This is a genomic window from Mesorhizobium sp. M7A.F.Ca.CA.001.08.2.1 (genome assembly GCF_003998455.1).
GTDB lineage: Bacteria > Pseudomonadota > Alphaproteobacteria > Rhizobiales > Rhizobiaceae > Mesorhizobium > Mesorhizobium ciceri.
In genome coordinates this window covers 1-16,980 of sequence record NZ_RZPW01000035.1, presented here as the reverse complement: position 1 = coordinate 16,980, position 16,980 = coordinate 1, and the positions used below count along the sequence as shown (strand labels likewise).

21 protein-coding genes are annotated in these 16,980 nt (G+C 63.1%); 11 read left to right on the top strand and 10 right to left on the bottom strand.

The window, feature by feature from the left end:
- Window positions 1–1,180, top strand: a 1,180-nt coding sequence (locus EN914_RS04125) for an NAD(P)/FAD-dependent oxidoreductase (RefSeq protein WP_127389005.1), incomplete at its 5' end; no start/stop codon positions are given.
- Window positions 1,181–1,297: 117 nt separating this feature from the next.
- On the opposite strand, the gene EN914_RS04120 is transcribed toward EN914_RS04125, so the two are convergent.
- The 6 genes from EN914_RS04120 to hslV all read right to left on the bottom strand — a co-directional run bounded on the left by EN914_RS04120 (window position 1,298) and on the right by hslV (window position 6,669).
- Window positions 1,298–2,257 (bottom strand): DUF1402 family protein, encoded by a 960-nt coding sequence (locus tag EN914_RS04120; protein WP_024502006.1) that lies wholly within the window; start codon window positions 2,255–2,257, stop codon window positions 1,298–1,300.
- Between the two features lie 231 nt (window positions 2,258–2,488).
- Entirely contained in the window at window positions 2,489–3,799 is a 1,311-nt protein-coding gene (gene hslU / locus EN914_RS04115) for an ATP-dependent protease ATPase subunit HslU (protein WP_024502005.1), read from the bottom strand.
- Window positions 3,800–3,803: 4 nt separating this feature from the next.
- Window positions 3,804–4,403 carry a DUF2585 domain-containing protein gene (locus tag EN914_RS04110; RefSeq protein WP_013528354.1) on the bottom strand — a complete coding sequence of 200 codons (600 nt, stop codon included), beginning with the start codon at window positions 4,401–4,403 and terminating at the stop codon, window positions 3,804–3,806.
- 52 nt (window positions 4,404–4,455) lie between these two features.
- Window positions 4,456–5,616 (bottom strand): hypothetical protein, encoded by a 1,161-nt coding sequence (locus tag EN914_RS04105; protein ID WP_024502004.1) that lies wholly within the window; start codon window positions 5,614–5,616, stop codon window positions 4,456–4,458.
- A complete protein-coding gene (locus EN914_RS04100) occupies window positions 5,613–6,128 on the bottom strand; it encodes a GNAT family N-acetyltransferase (protein ID WP_024502003.1) in 516 nt (171 codons plus the stop codon). Before EN914_RS04100 ends, EN914_RS04105 begins: the two co-directional genes overlap by 4 nt.
- Window positions 6,118–6,669 (bottom strand): ATP-dependent protease subunit HslV, encoded by a 552-nt coding sequence (hslV, locus tag EN914_RS04095; RefSeq protein WP_013528351.1) that lies wholly within the window; start codon window positions 6,667–6,669, stop codon window positions 6,118–6,120. The genes EN914_RS04100 and hslV overlap by 11 nt, the downstream gene beginning before the upstream one ends.
- Window positions 6,670–6,912: 243 nt before the next feature.
- Between hslV and hisB the strand changes: the two genes are divergently transcribed.
- The 9 genes from hisB to coaA all read left to right on the top strand — a co-directional run bounded on the left by hisB (window position 6,913) and on the right by coaA (window position 12,794).
- A complete protein-coding gene (gene hisB / locus EN914_RS04090) occupies window positions 6,913–7,512 on the top strand; it encodes an imidazoleglycerol-phosphate dehydratase HisB (protein WP_024502002.1) in 600 nt (199 codons plus the stop codon).
- Window positions 7,513–7,516: 4 nt separating this feature from the next.
- On the top strand, window positions 7,517–7,993 hold the full coding sequence (locus tag EN914_RS04085) for a DUF2628 domain-containing protein (protein WP_024502001.1): 477 nt from the start codon (window positions 7,517–7,519) through the stop codon (window positions 7,991–7,993).
- Window positions 7,994–8,016: 23 nt separating this feature from the next.
- Window positions 8,017–8,667: an imidazole glycerol phosphate synthase subunit HisH gene (gene hisH / locus EN914_RS04080; protein WP_024502000.1), complete on the top strand. Its 651-nt coding sequence runs from the start codon at window positions 8,017–8,019 to the stop codon at window positions 8,665–8,667.
- An 86-nt stretch (window positions 8,668–8,753) separates the two neighbouring features.
- Window positions 8,754–9,044, top strand: a complete 291-nt coding sequence (locus EN914_RS04075) for a DUF1330 domain-containing protein (RefSeq protein ID WP_013528347.1) — start codon at window positions 8,754–8,756, stop codon at window positions 9,042–9,044.
- 4 nt (window positions 9,045–9,048) lie between these two features.
- Window positions 9,049–9,792 (top strand): 1-(5-phosphoribosyl)-5-[(5-phosphoribosylamino)methylideneamino]imidazole-4-carboxamide isomerase, encoded by a 744-nt coding sequence (gene hisA / locus EN914_RS04070; RefSeq protein WP_013528346.1) that lies wholly within the window; start codon window positions 9,049–9,051, stop codon window positions 9,790–9,792.
- Window positions 9,789–10,625 (top strand): arginase family protein, encoded by an 837-nt coding sequence (locus EN914_RS04065; protein WP_024501999.1) that lies wholly within the window; start codon window positions 9,789–9,791, stop codon window positions 10,623–10,625. Before hisA ends, EN914_RS04065 begins: the two co-directional genes overlap by 4 nt.
- The gene (gene hisF, locus EN914_RS04060) at window positions 10,622–11,416 is read left to right on the top strand and encodes an imidazole glycerol phosphate synthase subunit HisF (RefSeq protein ID WP_024501998.1); all 795 of its coding nucleotides are present in this window, start codon (window positions 10,622–10,624) and stop codon (window positions 11,414–11,416) included. The genes EN914_RS04065 and hisF overlap by 4 nt, the downstream gene beginning before the upstream one ends.
- Window positions 11,417–11,486: 70 nt before the next feature.
- Window positions 11,487–11,810, top strand: a complete 324-nt coding sequence (locus EN914_RS04055; RefSeq protein WP_024501997.1) for a phosphoribosyl-ATP diphosphatase — start codon at window positions 11,487–11,489, stop codon at window positions 11,808–11,810.
- A gap of 24 nt (window positions 11,811–11,834) precedes the next feature.
- Window positions 11,835–12,794 carry a type I pantothenate kinase gene (gene coaA / locus EN914_RS04050; protein WP_013528342.1) on the top strand — a complete coding sequence of 320 codons (960 nt, stop codon included), beginning with the start codon at window positions 11,835–11,837 and terminating at the stop codon, window positions 12,792–12,794.
- On the opposite strand, the gene EN914_RS04045 is transcribed toward coaA, so the two are convergent.
- From EN914_RS04045 to EN914_RS04030, 4 genes are all read right to left on the bottom strand, one after another.
- Window positions 12,781–13,410, bottom strand: coding sequence for an alpha-ketoglutarate-dependent dioxygenase AlkB (locus tag EN914_RS04045; protein WP_024501996.1), 630 nt, complete (start codon window positions 13,408–13,410; stop codon window positions 12,781–12,783). The two genes, coaA and EN914_RS04045, sit on opposite strands and share 14 nt — an antisense overlap.
- Before the next feature lie 102 nt (window positions 13,411–13,512).
- The gene (gene lysM, locus EN914_RS04040; RefSeq protein WP_013528340.1) at window positions 13,513–13,986 is read right to left on the bottom strand and encodes a peptidoglycan-binding protein LysM; all 474 of its coding nucleotides are present in this window, start codon (window positions 13,984–13,986) and stop codon (window positions 13,513–13,515) included.
- Between the two features lie 90 nt (window positions 13,987–14,076).
- The gene (gene arfB / locus EN914_RS04035) at window positions 14,077–14,514 is read right to left on the bottom strand and encodes an alternative ribosome rescue aminoacyl-tRNA hydrolase ArfB (RefSeq protein WP_024501995.1); all 438 of its coding nucleotides are present in this window, start codon (window positions 14,512–14,514) and stop codon (window positions 14,077–14,079) included.
- A gap of 84 nt (window positions 14,515–14,598) precedes the next feature.
- Window positions 14,599–16,209 (bottom strand): phosphoenolpyruvate carboxykinase, encoded by a 1,611-nt coding sequence (locus EN914_RS04030; protein ID WP_024501994.1) that lies wholly within the window; start codon window positions 16,207–16,209, stop codon window positions 14,599–14,601.
- Between the two features lie 343 nt (window positions 16,210–16,552).
- Between EN914_RS04030 and EN914_RS04025 the strand changes: the two genes are divergently transcribed.
- A partial coding sequence (locus tag EN914_RS04025; RefSeq protein ID WP_164778651.1) for a response regulator occupies window positions 16,553–16,980 on the top strand: 428 nt, incomplete at its 3' end.

The following is a 16,980-nucleotide window of genomic DNA, read 5'->3' as shown; positions in this document are numbered from 1 at the left end:
GGCATTGGCGCTGCGCGCCCTCGATTATCAGGGGCCGGTGACGCTGGTCGGCGACGAGCCGCATCTGCCCTATGAGCGCCCGCCTCTGTCCAAGGAGGCGATGGCCAGCGATGCGCCCGGGATCAAGGCGATCGCCAGCGACGCAATTCTGGCCGAGAAGTCGATCCGGCATGTCCATTCCGTCCAGGCCGTCGCGATCGACCGCACGGCGCATACTGTGCGCCTGTCGGACGGATCGGTCCTGCCTTACGAAAAGCTCCTGCTGGCAACCGGTTCGACGCCGCGCAAGCTGCCGATGCCGGGCCTGGGTCCGCGCTGCGTCTATCTCAGAACCTTCGCTGATGCGCTCGCCATTCGCGCGCATCTCACCCCCGGCAACCGTATCGCCATCATCGGCGGCGGCTTTATCGGCCTCGAACTCGCCGCCGCGGCCCGCAAGCTCGGTGCCGCGGTCACCGTCATCGAGGCGCAGCCTCGCATCCTGATGCGCGGCGTGCCGGCGGAGATCGCGGAAATCATCCATGAGGCGCATGTCGCCGAGGGCGCCGACATCCTGTGCGGCGACGGCATCGCGTCCATCGCCGACGATGGCAACGAGGTGCGCGTCACCCTTGCCGGCGGACGGGAGATATCAGCCGACCTCGCGATCATCGGCATCGGCGCCGTGCCGGTGACCGGGCTTGCGGCCGAAGCGGGGCTGACGATCGACAATGGCATTGCAGTCGATGCCGAGCTGCGCAGCAGCGATCCCGACATCTTTGCCGCCGGCGATTGCTGCTCGTTTCCGCTCGCCGTCTATGGCGGCCGCCGGGTGCGGCTGGAAGCCTGGCGAAACGCCCAGGAACAGGGCGCGCTGGCGGCCAGGAACATGCTCGGCGCCGGCGAGGCGCATGCGGCGGTGCCGTGGTTCTGGTCGGATCAATATGGTCTGTCCCTGCAGATCGCCGGGCTCTCCGACGAGGGCAAAAACATCGTGCGCCGCGATCTCGGCGACGGCGCCTTCATCCTCTTCCATTTGGCTGAAGACGGCAGGCTGGTCGCGGCGAGCGGCATCGGCCCCGGCAACGCGGTCGCCCGCGACATCAGGCTGGCCGAAATGCTGATCGCCAAGCGGGCCAAGCCGGCGCCGGAAGCGCTGGGATCACAGGATGTGAAGCTGAAGTCGTTGTTGGCCGCCTGAGCCTACGCTCCCCCTTTTTGGGGGCCGCTGCGCAGCTGCGGGATGGGAGTGCGGCACCGCCCCTAACCTTCGGTCCGACCTACTACAAGGCGGAGGTAAAGGCTCTGAACCTCAGCCCTAAAACAGCGCCTTCAGCTCCGGCAGTTTGTCGTTCACCAGCCAACCATAATAATTCTCTTCCGGCAGCTTTTCGGGCTCACCGGCGGCGCGGCGCCTGTCGTTCTCCGCCTTCAGGGCATAAGCGCGCTGCTCCGGATTGCCGACATTGTAGAGCGTGGCGGTCAGCCCGGGATTGCCCGAAATGTCGAAGCCGGCAATGCTTTTATAGGCATCGATCGATTTCCTGATCGTCGCGGCGACGTAGGGCAGCGTCAGGTCGGGATCCATGATGGTCTTGTAGACCGAATTGGGATCGCCGACGTCGAGCTTGGGCAGGCCCGAAACCTTGTGCACCAGATCGCTGATCTGCAGGGCGGTCAGCGGATTGAGCTGGCCGAGGCCGAAGGTCTGGCCGGCATAATAAGGCTGGAAGAAGGTGGCGCCGAAGCGGTCGTCGGGAAAGCTGGTCCCGCCGACCGACTTGCCGCGAAACGAACGGTTCCACACCTGTTCGCGGCATTCCCACAGATCGTAGCTGTCGGACATCCCCGCGCATTTCTTGAATTCCGGCCGCTGCACGAAGTCGGTGATGTCCTCGCCGTCATAGGCGAAGGACAGCTTGCTGGAGAGATAGGAGATCGCCTTGACATAGTAGGTCTGCAGCCGGTCATAAGCATCGACATTGTAGGTGTGCTCGCCGACGATGGCGCCGACGATGTGCAGGGGATCGATGCCGTAGGCGGCCGCCGCCTTCCTGATCTTGGCGCGCAATTCGGCGTCGTTCTGCAGCAGGGCATAGACCTTGCGGTACTTCGCCTGGAAGCTGGTGTTGGTGGCCTGCGTGCGCCGGCTGGAGGCGCCGGGAATGTCGGGCTGCACGGCATTGCGATTTCCCGGCGGCACCAATGTCGCTGCCTCGGCGGCGAACAGCGTCGCCGCCAGCGTCAAGCCGAGAATGACCAGGATCAGTTTTTTCATGCACCCGCCGCCCAAGCAATTCCAGGAAAAGTGTGAAACGGTTTTCCGGAATTGCGTCAACCAAGAGATCGAGAATTGCCGCGCAAACTAGGTAAAGCTCTTGGTCGAGTCGAGAGCGCCCCTTCACCCGGCAGGACGAAAGGTGGCCAGATGGTACCATCTGGCCACACATGATTTTGCTTGCCGGAAAATGTTGCCTGGACCGGCGCCGGAACGTTTCGGCGCCGTCGTTTAAAGGATGAACCGCGACAGGTCGGTATTCCTGGACAGATCGCCGACATGCTTTTCGACATAGGCGGCGTCGATAGTGACGCTCGTTCCGTTGCGGTCGGGCGCATCGTAGGAGATTTCGTCCAGCACCCGCTCCATCACCGTCTGCAGGCGCCTGGCGCCTATGTTCTCGACGCTGGCGTTGAGATCGACGGCGATGCCGGCGAGCGAATCGATGGCGTCTTCGGTGAAGGTCAACTCGACGCCCTCGGTCTTCATCAGCGCGATATACTGCTTGATCAGGCTGGCCTCGGTCTCGGTCAGGATGCGCACGAAATCGTCCTTCTCCAGCGCCCGCAGTTCGACGCGGATCGGCAGGCGGCCCTGTAATTCCGGCAACAGGTCGGACGGCTTCGAGACGTGGAAGGCGCCGGAGGCGATGAACAGGATGTGATCCGTCTTCAACGGTCCGTATTTGGTCGCCACCGTGGTGCCTTCGACCAGCGGCAGCAGGTCGCGCTGCACGCCTTCGCGCGAGGGCCCGCCGGAAATGTCCGATCTCGCCGCGATCTTGTCGATCTCGTCGAGGAAGACGATGCCGTCGTTTTCCGCGGCATCGAGCGCCCGGCGCACCACCTCGTCCTGATCGAGCAGCTTGTCGGACTCGTCATTGACCAGCAGGTCGTAGGACTCCTTCACCGTCGTCTTGCGCATCTTGGTTTTCTTGCCGCCCATCGCCTTCGACAGCATGTCGTTGATGTTCAGCACGCCGATATTGGCGCCCGGCATGCCGGGGATTTCAAATCCGGGCATGCCGCCGCTGCCGGTGTCGGCAACCTCGACCTCGATTTCCTTGTCGTCGAGCTCGCCGTCGCGCAGCTTCTTGCGGAAACTGTCGCGGGTGGCCGGGCTCGCCGTCTTGCCGACCAGTGCTTCCAGCACACGTTCCTCGGCGTTGACGTGGGCGCGCGCCTTGACGTCCTCACGCATCTTCTCGCGCACCAGGCCGATGGCGATCTCAACCAGGTCGCGGATGATCTGCTCGACATCGCGGCCGACATAGCCGACTTCGGTGAACTTGGTCGCCTCGACCTTGACGAAAGGCGCACCGGCCAGCCGCGCCAGGCGGCGCGAGATTTCCGTCTTGCCGACGCCGGTCGGCCCGATCATCAGGATGTTCTTGGGCATCACCTCTTCGCGCATCTGGCCTTCCAGCTGCTGGCGGCGCCAGCGGTTGCGCAAGGCAATGGCCACGGCGCGCTTGGCGTCCTTCTGGCCGATGATGAAGCGGTCGAGTTCCGAAACGATTTCGCGGGGAGAAAATGTGCTCATATCACTAAATTCCACTTTGCCACTGCTTGATGGCCTCGAACGGATGCAGCAGCATGATCACGTTGAGTGTCAGATTGTCCCGGATGAGGTAGCCGGTGCCGAGTTCGAAGATGATGGCGAGGCTGACGATCACCCATATAGGTAGCCTTCGCGCCATCACAAATCCCAGCACCATGGCCAGTGTGTCCGACACCGAATTGATGATGCTGTCGCCATAGTAATCGAGCGAAATGGTGCCGGCGCGGTAGCGGTCGATGATGAACGGGCTGTTTTCCAGCAGCTCCCAGCCGCCCTCGATGAAGACGGCGAACGCCAGCCTCAGGCCGATCGGCGAACGCGGGAACAGGAACCGCGCCAGCGCATAGAACAGGAAGCCGTGGATGATGTGCGAGAACGTGTACCAGTCCGAAATGTGCTGGGAATTCTCCGAACTGTTCACCACGCCATGCCAGAGCTTGACGTAGCCGCAGGTGCAGATCGGCGTCCGCCCCATGCCGTAGAGCGCCCCGGCCTGGAAGATGACCAGGGCAAGCACCAGCAGAAGCCCCATCCGCCAGCTGTCTTCGTAGGCCGAATAGCTGTTTTCCGTGGCCGGTGTCGTCATCGGTTCATTCCCCCTCGTTTCGCGTCGCCGTCTCGACCATCACAAAGTCCTGTCACGCCTTCAGCGGCGGTAGCCGGCGGATCACGGCTGCCGGCAAGGTGGGGTTGACCACAATCCGCCGGATACGCTGCCAGCCGGCCCCGAACAGGATAATCAGCGCGCCAACAACGACCAGGATCAAGGCAAAAGGCGGGATGCCCGTCGAATCGGAGGCGGAATTCACCAGATAATAGATGCCCAGCGAGCCGAAGTAAGCCAATGTAGGAACCAGAAGCGAACGGCGGTCTATGGCCAGCGCGACATAGAGGAAGCCAAGGATCAGAATCGTCAGCATGATGGTTGCATTGGCATCCGGCGCGATATGTCCGAATACGACGTTTTGGCCGGTTGCCATGATAAAGAGCGGATGCACCAGCATCGGCGCCGAGACGACATGCAGCCAGAAAGCGCAATCGGACCAGATCTTGCGTCGATCCCTGTCGTAAATGTCAAAAGCGACACCCGTTGCGAACACGATCAGGCCGCAGATCAGCGGCATGTAAAGGGCCGCGCGAAGCAATTCGGGAACGTCCTCGAGGCGCGGCGGCGCAATCGCGGCGGTTGTCACACTGTCATACAGGATTATCGCCGTTTGCAGGAAGGCAAGCAGTGTGAAGGCGATGGCGATGGTCCCGGCAATGATGGGGACGCGAAAGCGCCAGAAATAGATCGCCGCCGCGATTATTCCTCCGCCCAGGAACAGATATCCGGCCCGGGACGCCGTCTGGCGCAACGCCAATAGCTGCCAGATGGTTTCCGGCTTGCGTATGCCGAAGCTGGCCTCCACTTGCAGCGCCAGAGCGGCCAGAATGGCGGCCATGAAAATCAGGGCAAGCACGGACGACGATAGTTTCATCCGGTGCTGACGCGTGACGATTTCGGCGAGCCCCCAGGCGAAAACCGCGAGGATGCCGGCGATCCAGAATGTCTGGCCTGGAAGCAAGGTGGTGAGGGCAAAGAAGAAGCCGGCGCTGAGCAGAACGGTTCCCACGGTGACGAACAGATCGTTGCCGCCGCCGACCAGCCGCAGGTTTTCCTCGTCACCCTCGTCATCGGCGCGCCTGGCCTCGGGGGCGAGAGCGACCGCGCGTTCCATGGCCTCCAACTGATCGCGCAAGGTCTGCGAGATCAAACCTTTCGCGACTGCCTTGTCGAGGGTTTCGGCGCTGATCAATTGGGCTCCTGCGTCGCGTCGCGCGCCATCATCAGGGCTGGCCCGTACTCCGATGTTCTGGTGTCAAAGGCAACAAAGCCGGCCTTTTCGTAGGCGCGGATCGCCCTGACATTGGCGGGATCCGGGTCGATGATGACGCGCGGAACACCTTCCTCGAAAAGCTGTTCGACAAATTGGCGCACGATCGCCGAGCCATGGCCACGCCCGACCAGCTCCGGCACGCCGATCGACACGTCGATGCCGAGCGTGCCGAACGGCTGGTCGGCGTAGGGGTGGTCGTCTTCCAGATGCGGGTCGTAGCTCTGCAGATAGGCGATCGGCTTGCCGTCGAGCTCGACGATCAGCGGCTCGACGGAAATCGAGTCGATATGATCGCTAATCCCGGCGATTTCCGTCTCCGGATCGTCCCACCACTCTGCAACATGCGGCTGGGCAAGCCAGCCGGCGATCATCGGCAGGTCTTTCTCCGTCACCGGCCGAAAATCATAGGTCACCACCTCTTCAGGCGGCATCGAGCGTTTCGACGACGAAATTGTTGTTGGTGTAGACGCAGATGTCGGATGCGATCTGCATCGCCTTGCGGGCGATCTCCTCGGCATCCTTGTCGCTGTCCATCAGCGCGCGGGCCGCGGCCAGCGCGTAATTGCCGCCCGAACCGATGGCCATGACGCCGAATTCGGGTTCGAGCACGTCGCCGGTGCCGGTCAGCGCCAGCGAGACTGACTTGTCTGCCACCAGCATCATCGCTTCCAGCCGGCGCAGATAGCGGTCGGTGCGCCAGTCCTTGGCGAGCTCGACGCAGGCGCGCGTCAGCTGGTCGGGATATTGTTCGAGCTTGGCCTCGAGCCGCTCCAGAAGCGTGAAGGCGTCGGCGGTGGCGCCGGCGAAACCGGCAATCACATTGCCGCCCTTGCCGATGCGGCGCACCTTCTTGGCGTTGCCCTTCATGATGGTCTGGCCAAGGCTGACCTGGCCGTCGCCGGCGATCACCACCTTGTTGCCCTTGCGCACCGTCACGATGGTCGTGGCGTGCATGGTCAGTTCATTGGACATTTCTTGGCGCTCCGAGCAGCGCCATCCCGATAAGGCGATTGGCGCGGTACGAGTAACTTTGATCGGCCATATGTATGCATGGGGCCGGTGATTGCAAATCGCTCTCTGGCAAGGCCGATACCGCTGCCAGAGGCAACTGGCAATCGCCGGATCATGCTGCTAGAAGGCTTTCGTTTTCAAGCCTGCGAGCGCTTGAAGCCTCTGAGCCGGTCACGATGTGAACCTCTGGACAAGGATAGAGTGATGCCGCCCCGTTCCGCCGAAGCGAGCCGTAAGACCAAGGAAACCGACATCTCCGTGTCGATCCATGTCGACGGTTCCGGCAAGTCGGATATCGCTACGGGCGTCGGCTTCTTCGACCACATGCTGGACCAGCTGTCGCGCCATTCCCTGATCGACATGACGGTCAGGGCCAAGGGCGACCTGCATATCGACGATCACCACACGGTCGAGGACACCGGCATCGCGCTCGGCCAGGCCTTGACCAAGGCGCTCGGCGAGCGGCGCGGCATCATGCGCTATGCCTCGATCGACCTTGCCATGGACGAGACGCTGACGCGCGCCGCGATCGATGTGTCCGGCCGTCCCTTCCTGGTCTGGAACGTTTCCTTCTCGTCGCCGAAGATCGGCACCTTCGACACCGAACTGGTGCGCGAGTTCTTCCAGGCGCTGGCGCAGAATGCCGGCATTACGCTGCATGTCACCAACCACTATGGCGCCAACAACCATCACATCGCCGAGACCTGCTTCAAGGCGGTGGCGCGCGCGCTGCGCGCTGCTCTCGAACGCGATCCGCGCCAGCCGGATGCGGTTCCCTCCACCAAGGGATCGTTGAAGGGATAAGGCCATGGCCACCTACGTCGTGATGGAACCGCCAGGCCGCAGCGAAAAGGCTGATGCGACGGCCTTTGTCCGCGATGGCTTCACCTGGCTGGGCCTCCTGGTGCCGCCGCTATGGTTCGCCTGGCATCGGCTGTGGATCGAAGCAGCACTTGCCTTCGTCGTCATGAGCCTGCTTTCGATGCTGGGCCAGAAGCTCGGCCTTGGTCTGGCTGGGTCGCTGCTGTCGTTGCTGGTTTCGCTCTATGTGGGCCTGGAAGGGCAAGGCCTGCGCATCGCGGCACTTCGCCGGCGTGGTTGGCACGAGTGGGGCGCGGTCGAAGCCGGTTGGCTCGACGATGCCGACACACGCTATGCGCTGGAGGCGGAAGCGCTTGCCGATGAGGTTGTGCCGGCGCCGCGCATGGTCCCCGATGCTGCCCTCGCGCGGCCAGCGCAGCCGGGCATTGCGCTGGGGCTGACCCACATACCGGGAAGAAACTGACATGATTCCGGGAAGAAGCTGATATGCGGGTTGCGATCATCGACTACGGCTCGGGCAATCTGCGCTCGGCCACCAAGGCTTTCGAGCGCGCCGCGCGCGAAGCCGGCATCGCGGCGCAGATCGACCTGACGGCCGATGCCGAGCGGGTGCGCACGGCCGATCGCATCGTCCTGCCCGGCGTCGGCGCCTATGCCGATTGCGCGGCCGGCCTGCAGGCCGTCGAAGGCATGCGGGAAGCCGTCGAGGATGTCGCGATCGTCAAGGGCCGGCCTTTCCTCGGCATCTGCGTCGGCATGCAACTGATGTCGCAGCGCGGCCTTGAAAAGACAATTACCGAGGGCTTCGGCTGGATATCGGGCGACGTCAAGGAGATCATGCCTTCCGATCCGGCGCTGAAGATCCCGCAGATCGGCTGGAACACGATCGAACTCAAACGCCAGCATCCACTGTTTGCCGGCATTCCCACCGGGACCAACGGGCTGCACGCCTATTTCGTGCACTCCTACCACCTCGATGCGCGCAAGCCGGACGAAGTGCTGGCGGTCGCCGATTATGGCGGCCCGGTGACGGCGGCCGTCGCCCGCGACAATCTCGTCGGCACGCAATTCCACCCGGAAAAGAGCCAGGCGCTGGGCCTCGCCCTGATCACCAATTTCCTGCGCTGGAGGCCCTAGAGCATGATCCCGAAAAGTGGACCCCGGTTTTCTCGGACAAACGGTCCCGTTTGTCCCGAGATCATGCTCAAGCAAAGGGGAAACCGATGAGCAAGAAGGGCTACTGGATGGCGATGGTCGAGGTGACCGATCCGGAAAACTATCCGCTATACATTGCCGCCAACAAAGCGGCTTTCGACAAATATGGCGCAAAATTCCTGACCCGCGGCGGTCAGTCGTCGAGCCCGGAAGGGTCGTCGGGCAATCGCCATGTCATCATCGAGTTCGAGAGCTACGCGGTCGCACTCGCCTGCTTCCATTCGCCCGAATACCAGGCGGCGCTGAAGTTCCGACGTCTCTATTCGACATCGCATTTCGCCATTGTGGAAGGCGCCTGAACGGATGATCCTTTTCCCCGCCATCGATCTCAAGGACGGCCAGTGCGTGCGCCTGAAGCACGGCGACATGGCCACCGCGACCATCTACAACGATGATCCTGCAGCGCAGGCGCGGGCCTTCGAGCAACAGGGCTTCGAATGGCTGCATGTCGTCGACCTCAACGGCGCTTTCCAGGGCCAGAGCGTCAACAGCGCGGCGGTCGGCGCCATCCTCAAGGCGACGAAGAACCCTGTGCAGCTCGGCGGCGGCATCCGCACGCTGGCGCAGATCGAGGACTGGCTCGATCGCGGGCTGGCCCGTGTCATCCTTGGCACGGTGGCGGTGCGTGACCCGGACCTGGTCAGACAGGCCTGCAAGGCGTTTCCGGGCAAGGTCGCCGTCGGCATCGACGCCAAGGGCGGCAAGGTCGCCGTCGAGGGCTGGGCCGAGGCGTCGAGCCTCGGCGTCGTCGAACTGGCGAGGAAATTCGAGGGCGCCGGAGTCGCCGCCATCATCTACACCGATATCGACCGCGACGGCGTTTTGACCGGCATCAACTGGGACGCCACCATCGATCTCGCCGATGCCGTATCGATCCCGGTCATCGCGTCGGGCGGCCTCGCCTCGATCGCCGACATCGTGCGCATGACCATGCCCGATGCGCAAAAGCTCGAAGGGGCGATCTCCGGGCGCGCGCTCTATGACGGCCGCATCGATCCGGCCGAGGCCCTGGCGATCCTGCAGGGCAGGGCGGAGACGCGGACGTGAAAATCTCCATCATCCTGGCCTCCTACGACAGCGGCCATTACCATGGCGGCATGGGCCAGGGCCCGGACGCACTGATATCAGGCGGGCTCGTCGACGCGCTGACCATGGCCGGCCATGACGTTACGGTGGAAGACATCGGCAGGGTCGGAGACATCCAGGAGCGCGAGATCGCCACCGGCTTTGCTGTCTGCAACGCGGTTGCGACCGAGGTTCGCCTTGCCCGTGACGCCGGCCGGTTTCCCATCGTCCTTGCGGGAAACTGCCTGACATCAGCCGGTGCGGTCGCCGGCGAGGACGCCGATGCGATCATCTGGGCCGACCAGCATGGCGACCTCAACACGCCCGAGACATCGGCATATGGCTTTCTCGACGGCATGGCGCTGGCGACGGTGCTTGGCCTGTGCTGGAGGCCGATGGCGTCGGCCATTCCCGGCTTCAGGCCGATCGATCCGTCGCGTTGCGTGCTCGTCAACGCGCGCGATCTCGATCCGGACGAGAAGCGGCTGCTGGAGACATTGCCGATCGTGCGGACGGAATGCGCCGGAGTGGCCCAGGCGACCGAAAGACTGAAGATCGCCGGCGCCAAACGCGTCCACATGCATCTCGACATGGACGTGCATGATCCCCGCGAGTTGCAGGCCAACCGCTATATCACTTCGGGCGGACCGAGCCCGGAGCAGTTGCGCGACGCCACTTGCGCCATGGCGCTTGCGGTGCCGGTCGTCGGCATCACCGTCTCCGCCTACGATCCGGCTTTCGACGCGCAGGCCGATGTTCCGCCGCTGGTCGGCCAGTTGCTGAACGATCTCATCGCCACGATAGAGGGCCGCTGATGCTGAAAGCCCGTGTCATCCCCTGTCTCGACGTCAAGAACGGCCGTGTCGTCAAGGGCGTCAACTTCGTCGATCTCGTCGACGCCGGCGATCCGGTCGAGGCGGCCAAGGCCTATGACGCGGCCGGCGCCGACGAGCTTTGCTTCCTCGACATCACTGCTTCGTCGGACAATCGCGAAACCATCTTCGACGTCATCGCACGCACCGCCGAACAATGCTTCATGCCGCTGACCGTCGGCGGCGGCGTGCGCCAGGTCGCCGACATCAGGAAGCTGCTGCTGGCCGGCGCCGACAAGGTGTCGATCAACACGGCGGCGGTGAAGAACCCGGATTTCGTTGCCGAGGCCGCCGACAAGTTCGGCAACCAGTGCATCGTCGTCGCCATCGACGCCAAGAAAGTGTCTGCCACCGGTGAGGCCGACCGCTGGGAGATCTTCACCCATGGCGGGCGCGAAAAGACCGGCATCGACGCGGTCGAGTTCGCGCGGAAAATGGTCGATCGCGGCGCCGGCGAGATCCTGCTGACCTCGATGGATCGCGACGGCACCAAGGCCGGCTACGACATCGCGCTGACCCGCGCGATATCAGACGCCGTGCGTGCGCCGGTCATCGCTTCCGGCGGCGTCGGCACGCTCGACCACATGGTCGAAGGCATTCGCGACGGCCATGCCGGTGCGGTGCTGGCCGCGTCCATCTTCCATTTCGGTACCTACACGATAGCGCAGGCCAAGGCGCATATGGCCGCCGCAGGGCTGCCGATGCGGCTGGACTCTGTGAATAATCGGCCCTAAAGCATGATCCCGAAAAGTGGGAACCGGTTTTCGGAAAAGATCATGCCTAAACAAGCAGATAGATGGCGCCATGGCTGAGTTTTCGCTGTCAGATCTTGAAGAAACCATTAGGGAACGCGCCCATTCCGGCGACCGGGAATCGTGGACGGCAAAACTGTTCGCGCGCGGCATCGACAAGGCGGCGCAGAAACTCGGCGAGGAAGCAGTCGAGACGGTGATTGCCGCCGTCAAGGGCGACAAACAGGCCCTCGTTTCGGAAAGTGCCGATCTTATATATCATTGGCTCGTCGTTCTCGGCCTCTCGGGGGTTTCGCTGAGCGACGTGCTCAAGGAGCTCGAAGGCCGCACCCGGCGTTCGGGCATCGCCGAGAAGGCGTCACGGCCCAAGGGCTGACCGCGAGGAAGGGCAGGTATCTCGATGGATCAGCTCGCGCCGACCGAGAAGTATTCCCCGTTTCGCTTCTTCTCCGCCGAGCAATGGTCGCAATTCCGCGCCGACACGCCGCTGACGCTGAGTGCGGACGAATTCCGCCGCCTGCGGTCGCTCAACGATCCGGTCGATCTCGAAGAGGTCACGCGCATCTATCTGTCGCTGTCGCGGCTGTTGTCGGCTCATGTCGAAGCGAGCCAGCTGCTGTTTCGGCAACGCCAGGCCTTCTTCAACGCGGTCGACGTGGTCAAGACGCCCTTCATCATCGGCATCGCCGGTTCCGTCGCGGTCGGCAAATCGACCACCGCACGCGTGCTGAAGGAGCTTTTGGCGCGCTGGCCGTCGAGCCCCAAGGTCGATCTCATCACCACCGACGGCTTCCTGCTGCCCAACGAGGTCCTGCGCCGCGAGAACCTGATGGAGCGCAAGGGTTTTCCAGACAGTTACGATGTCGGCGCGCTGCTGCGCTTCCTGTCGGGCATCAAGTCGGCGCTGCCCGATGTCCGCGCGCCGGTCTATTCGCACCTCACCTATGACGTCATTCCCGGCGAGTTCGTCACCATCGACCGGCCCGACATATTGATCTTCGAAGGCATCAATGTCCTGCAGCCCGGCAAGCTGCCGCAGGACGGCAAGATCGTGCCTTTCCTGTCGGACTTCTTCGACTTCGCCATCTACATCGATGCCGACGAGAAGCTGATCCACAACTGGTACATTTCCCGCTTCATGCGGCTGCGTGAGACCGCATTCCGCAATCCGGACTCCTTCTTTCACCGCTACTCGCAGCTGTCGGAGGGTTCGGCGCGCGCCATCGCCGAAGGCCTGTGGACCAACATCAATTTGAAGAATCTGCGCGAGAACATCCTGCCGACGCGGGCCCGCGCCGACTTGATCCTGCGCAAGGGGGCCGACCACCTGATCGAGGAAGTGGCGCTCAGGAAGCTGTGACGGCCGGCTTCGTCACCCGTCGCAATGTCAGATTGATCCGCCCACCGTTTTTCAGCAGCGCCGAGGTCGAGGGATAGATCCGATCGACGCCGTGAAAGCACAGCCGCCCCTCGCCGCCGAGCACCACGACATCACCGCTTTGCAGCCTGAACGACTTGGTGGCGCCATCACGCGTGGTCTGGCCAACCCGGAACAGGCAGTCGTCGCCGAGCGAGACGGAGACGACCGGCGCCGAAAAATCGGTCTCGTCGCGGTCCTGATGCAGGCCCATCTTCGCATCCGCCGTGTAGAAATTGATCAGGCACGCTTCCGGCGGATGCGGATAGCCCGAGACCTCGCGCCACAGGTCGAGCAGCGCATCCGGAATTGGCGGCCAAGGCGCCCCGGTTAGCGGATGCGCCGGCTGGTAACGATAGCCGTGCTCCTTGTCGGTGACCCAGCCCAGCGGCCCGCAATTGGTCATGCGCACGCTCATCTCCTTGCCGGTGCGCGGCATGGCCGGCACGAACAGCGGCGCCTGCTGCACGATCCGTCTCACCTCGTCGACCAGTTCTTCCTGCACGGTGCGTGACAGGTAGGCCGGCATGTGGCGGACGCCTTTGGGCAGAACGAGCACGGATTCGATCACCTTTTGGATGGTTCGGAACCGTAAAATGTCACGATCAAATGAAAACGGCGACCCGAAAGCCGCCGCTCTTGTCGAATTGGCAGTCGCCGATCAGGCGAGGTCGGGGATGCGCAGCACCTGGCCCGGATAGATCTTGTCGGGATGGGTCAGCATCGGCTTGTTGGCCTCGAATATGACCGTGTTCTTGACGCCTTGGCCCTTGCCGTAGCTTTTCTCGGCGATCTTCCAGAGATTGTCGCCCTTCTTCACGGTGTAAAAGGTGGGCTCCTTGGCCGGGGCGGCGGCCGTGCCAGGTGCTGGCGCGACCTGTAATTCGTCCGCCTGCACCTTGGAGACGCCGAGCGTGTTGCCGACGGCGATGACCGCCTTCTCGAAGATCGACTGGTCCTTGACCACACCCTTCAGCACTGCCGTATCGCCGTTGACGACGACCTCGACGCCATCGGTGCCGAGCTTGTGCGAATCGAGCTCCTTCTTGAGTGTGTCGGCCGTGGGTGCGGCTTCGTCGTCACCGCCGATGCCCAGTTTCTTGCCGACACTCTTGACGAAATCGAACATGCCCATCGTTGGTCTCCATTGCTGTGGTGGGTGATCGCAGCTTGCCATCTGCAACCCAGAATTGGAAGCCACCCGCGCGTTGCAGCTTCGCGGTGCTCAATCGTTCTCCACCCGGCCGCGCAGCTTCTTGATCGTGCCGCGCCCGGCCTTGCTCTTCAGCCGCCGTTCCACGGCACCTTTCGACGGCCGCGTCTTCTTGCGCGGCGGCGGTGGCGGCTCGGCGGCCTTGGCGACCAATGCCGTCAGCCGTGCCCGCGCATCCGCCCGGTTCTGTTCCTGGGTGCGGAAGCGGCCCGCTTCGATGACGATGACGCCGTCCTTGGTGGCACGCTGGCCGGCAAGCTTGATCGTCCGCTCGCGCACGCGCTCCGACAGACCCGTCGCGTTGGCTGCGTCGAACCGCAACTGCACCGCCGTCGCCACCTTGTTGACGTTCTGGCCGCCGGGGCCGGACGAGCGGATGAAATCCTCGTGCAGGTCGCCCGGATGGATCACCGCATCGCCTGATATGAAGATATTGTCGTCGCTCGCCATGCCGCAGTCATGGCGCGGCGGATCGAAAAAGAAAAGGCCCGATCGAACCGGGCCTTTCAACGAAGCTGAACCTTGTGGCGCGGATTACTCCGCGGCTTCCTGCATGCGCGGCGCCGCACCCAGCACCACGGCGTCGACATGGCTTTCGAATTTCTCGAAATTGACGGCGAACATGCCGACCAGCCTTGCCGCCTGCCGGTCATAGCCGGCCTTGTCGGCCCAGGTGGAGCGCGGGTCGAGAATGGCGCTGTCGACGCCTCGAACCGCCACCGGCACCTCGAAACCGAAATGAGGGTCGGTGCGGAACTCGGCCGTCTTGAGCGAGCCGTCGAGTGCGGCGGCAAGCAAGGCCCGCGTCGCCTTGATCGGCATGCGCTTGCCGGTGCCGTAGGCGCCGCCGGTCCAGCCGGTGTTGACCAGCCAGCAATCGGCGCCGTGGCGGGCAATCAGCTCGCGCAGCAAATTGCCGTATTCCGATGGATGGCGCGGCATGAACGGTGCGCCGAAACAGGTCGAAAACGTCGCTTCGGGCTCGGTCACGCCCTTTTCGGTTCCGGCCACCTTGGCGGTGTAGCCGGAGAGGAAATGATACATCGCCTGCGCCGGGGTCAGCCGCGCGATCGGCGGCATCACGCCGAACGCATCGGCGGTCAGCATGATGATGTTCTTCGGATGGTTGGCGCGGCCGGTCTTGCTGGCGTTGGGAATGAAATCCAGCGGGTAGGCGCAGCGTGTGTTTTCGGTCAGCCTTCCGTCGTTGAAATCCGGCACGCCATCAGCGTCGAGCACGACGTTTTCCAGCACCGTGCCGAAGCGCTGCGTGGTGGCGAAGATTTCCGGCTCGGCTTCCGCCGACAGCTTGATCGTCTTGGCGTAGCAGCCGCCTTCGAAATTGAAGATGCCGTGCGGTCCCCAGCCATGCTCGTCGTCGCCGATCAGCGTGCGCGAGGGATCGGCCGAGAGTGTCGTCTTGCCGGTGCCGGACAGGCCGAAGAAGATGGCGGCGTCGCCGGCCATACCCTCGTTGGCCGAGCAATGCATCGGCATCACGCCTTTCGCCGGCAGCAGATAGTTGAGCATGGTGAACACCGACTTCTTCATCTCGCCGGCATAGGAGGTGCCGCCGATCAGCACGATCTTGCGCGTGAGATCCACGGCGATCACCGTTTCGGTGCGGCTGCCGTGGCGGGCGGGATCGGCGCGGAAGGACGGCAGGTCGATGATCGTCATGTCAGGCACGAAATGCTTGAGCTCGGCGGCATCGGGACGAATGAGCAGATTGCGGATGAACAGCGAGTGCCAGGCAAATTCGGTGACCACCCTGGTCGGCAGCTTCAGCTCCGCATCGGCGCCGCCGATCAGGTCCTGGACGTATAGATCCTTGTCCGCGGCATGCGCCTGGAAATCAGCGAGCAGCGTGTCGAACTGGGCTTGTGAAATTGCCTTGTTGTTGTCCCACCAGACGTGCGGTTCGGTGTCACTGTTGCGGACGACAAACTTGTCCTTGGGCGAGCGGCCGGTGTGCTGGCCTGTTTCGGCGACCAGCGCGCCATGTGCCGTCAAGCGGGCTTCGCCGCGCCGGATCGAGTCCTCATAAAGGGCAGCCGCACCGAAATTATAGCGCACCACGCCGGTGGTTTTCAGGCCGATATGATCGATCGCGCAGGCGGAATTGCGTTTGCCGACTTCCGACATCGAGTGTCCCTCTTGGATTTGCCGCATCTTTGCCGGCACCTTCCCGGCACGCCCACTACGCGGGCTGAGATGGTCAGAACCAGAAAAGACGAATGATATCAAATCATTAATCGATTTAAATATTTTGAAAGTTGTTTAAATCGTTTATATGTGCAAAAAGTTTGGCGGTTGCCCAAAGGATTGGCGATGTACATTCGTCCCATCCATGTCGAGGTAGGATTGTGGCCGCCGGCATGCCGCGCGTGACAGCGGACAAGGCCTATGCCACATTTTGTACCTAATTTGTCCTGCAAAAGCCCCTTCTCTACGACAGAAGGGACAGCTCATGAGGGAGCCGCTTGAAATGGCAACAATCGCGCTTGTCGATGACGACCGCAACATTCTGACATCGGTGTCGATCGCCCTGGAATCCGAGGGGTATCGCGTCGAGACCTACACGGATGGTGCGTCGGCGCTGGAAGGCCTGGCGGCACGCCCGCCGAACCTTGCCATCCTCGACATCAAGATGCCGCGCATGGACGGCATGGAACTGCTGCGCCGGATGCGCCAGAAGTCCGACCTGCCGGTGATCTTCCTGACCTCCAAGGACGACGAGATCGACGAATTGTTCGGCCTCAAGATGGGCGCCGACGATTTCATCCGCAAACCCTTCTCACAGCGCCTGCTGGTCGAGCGCGTGCGCGCCGTGCTGCGCCGCGCCAGTGCCCGCGAGGCCGCCGCCAAGACACCCAGCCAGCAGGCCCGCTCTCTCGAGCGCGGCCAGCTCGTCAT

Bases quoted from the DNA above. Each gene is read 5' to 3' on its own strand.
- EN914_RS04120 (WP_024502006.1), bottom strand. From the start codon at position 2,257: ATGAAAAAACTGATCCTGGTCATTCTCGGCTTGACGCTGGCGGCGACG.
- hslU (WP_024502005.1), bottom strand. From the start codon at position 3,799: ATGAGCACATTTTCTCCCCGCGAAATCGTTTCGGAACTCGACCGCTTC.
- EN914_RS04110 (WP_013528354.1), bottom strand. From the start codon at position 4,403: ATGACGACACCGGCCACGGAAAACAGCTATTCGGCCTACGAAGACAGC.
- EN914_RS04100 (WP_024502003.1), bottom strand. From the start codon at position 6,128: ATGCCGCCTGAAGAGGTGGTGACCTATGATTTTCGGCCGGTGACGGAG.
- hslV (WP_013528351.1), bottom strand. From the start codon at position 6,669: ATGTCCAATGAACTGACCATGCACGCCACGACCATCGTGACGGTGCGC.
- hisB (WP_024502002.1), top strand. From the start codon at position 6,913: ATGCCGCCCCGTTCCGCCGAAGCGAGCCGTAAGACCAAGGAAACCGAC.
- EN914_RS04085 (WP_024502001.1), top strand. From the start codon at position 7,517: ATGGCCACCTACGTCGTGATGGAACCGCCAGGCCGCAGCGAAAAGGCT.
- hisH (WP_024502000.1), top strand. From the start codon at position 8,017: ATGCGGGTTGCGATCATCGACTACGGCTCGGGCAATCTGCGCTCGGCC.
- EN914_RS04075 (WP_013528347.1), top strand. From the start codon at position 8,754: ATGAGCAAGAAGGGCTACTGGATGGCGATGGTCGAGGTGACCGATCCG.
- hisA (WP_013528346.1), top strand. From the start codon at position 9,049: ATGATCCTTTTCCCCGCCATCGATCTCAAGGACGGCCAGTGCGTGCGC.
- EN914_RS04055 (WP_024501997.1), top strand. From the start codon at position 11,487: ATGGCTGAGTTTTCGCTGTCAGATCTTGAAGAAACCATTAGGGAACGC.
- coaA (WP_013528342.1), top strand. From the start codon at position 11,835: ATGGATCAGCTCGCGCCGACCGAGAAGTATTCCCCGTTTCGCTTCTTC.
- lysM (WP_013528340.1), bottom strand. From the start codon at position 13,986: ATGGGCATGTTCGATTTCGTCAAGAGTGTCGGCAAGAAACTGGGCATC.
- arfB (WP_024501995.1), bottom strand. From the start codon at position 14,514: ATGGCGAGCGACGACAATATCTTCATATCAGGCGATGCGGTGATCCAT.
- EN914_RS04030 (WP_024501994.1), bottom strand. From the start codon at position 16,209: ATGTCGGAAGTCGGCAAACGCAATTCCGCCTGCGCGATCGATCATATC.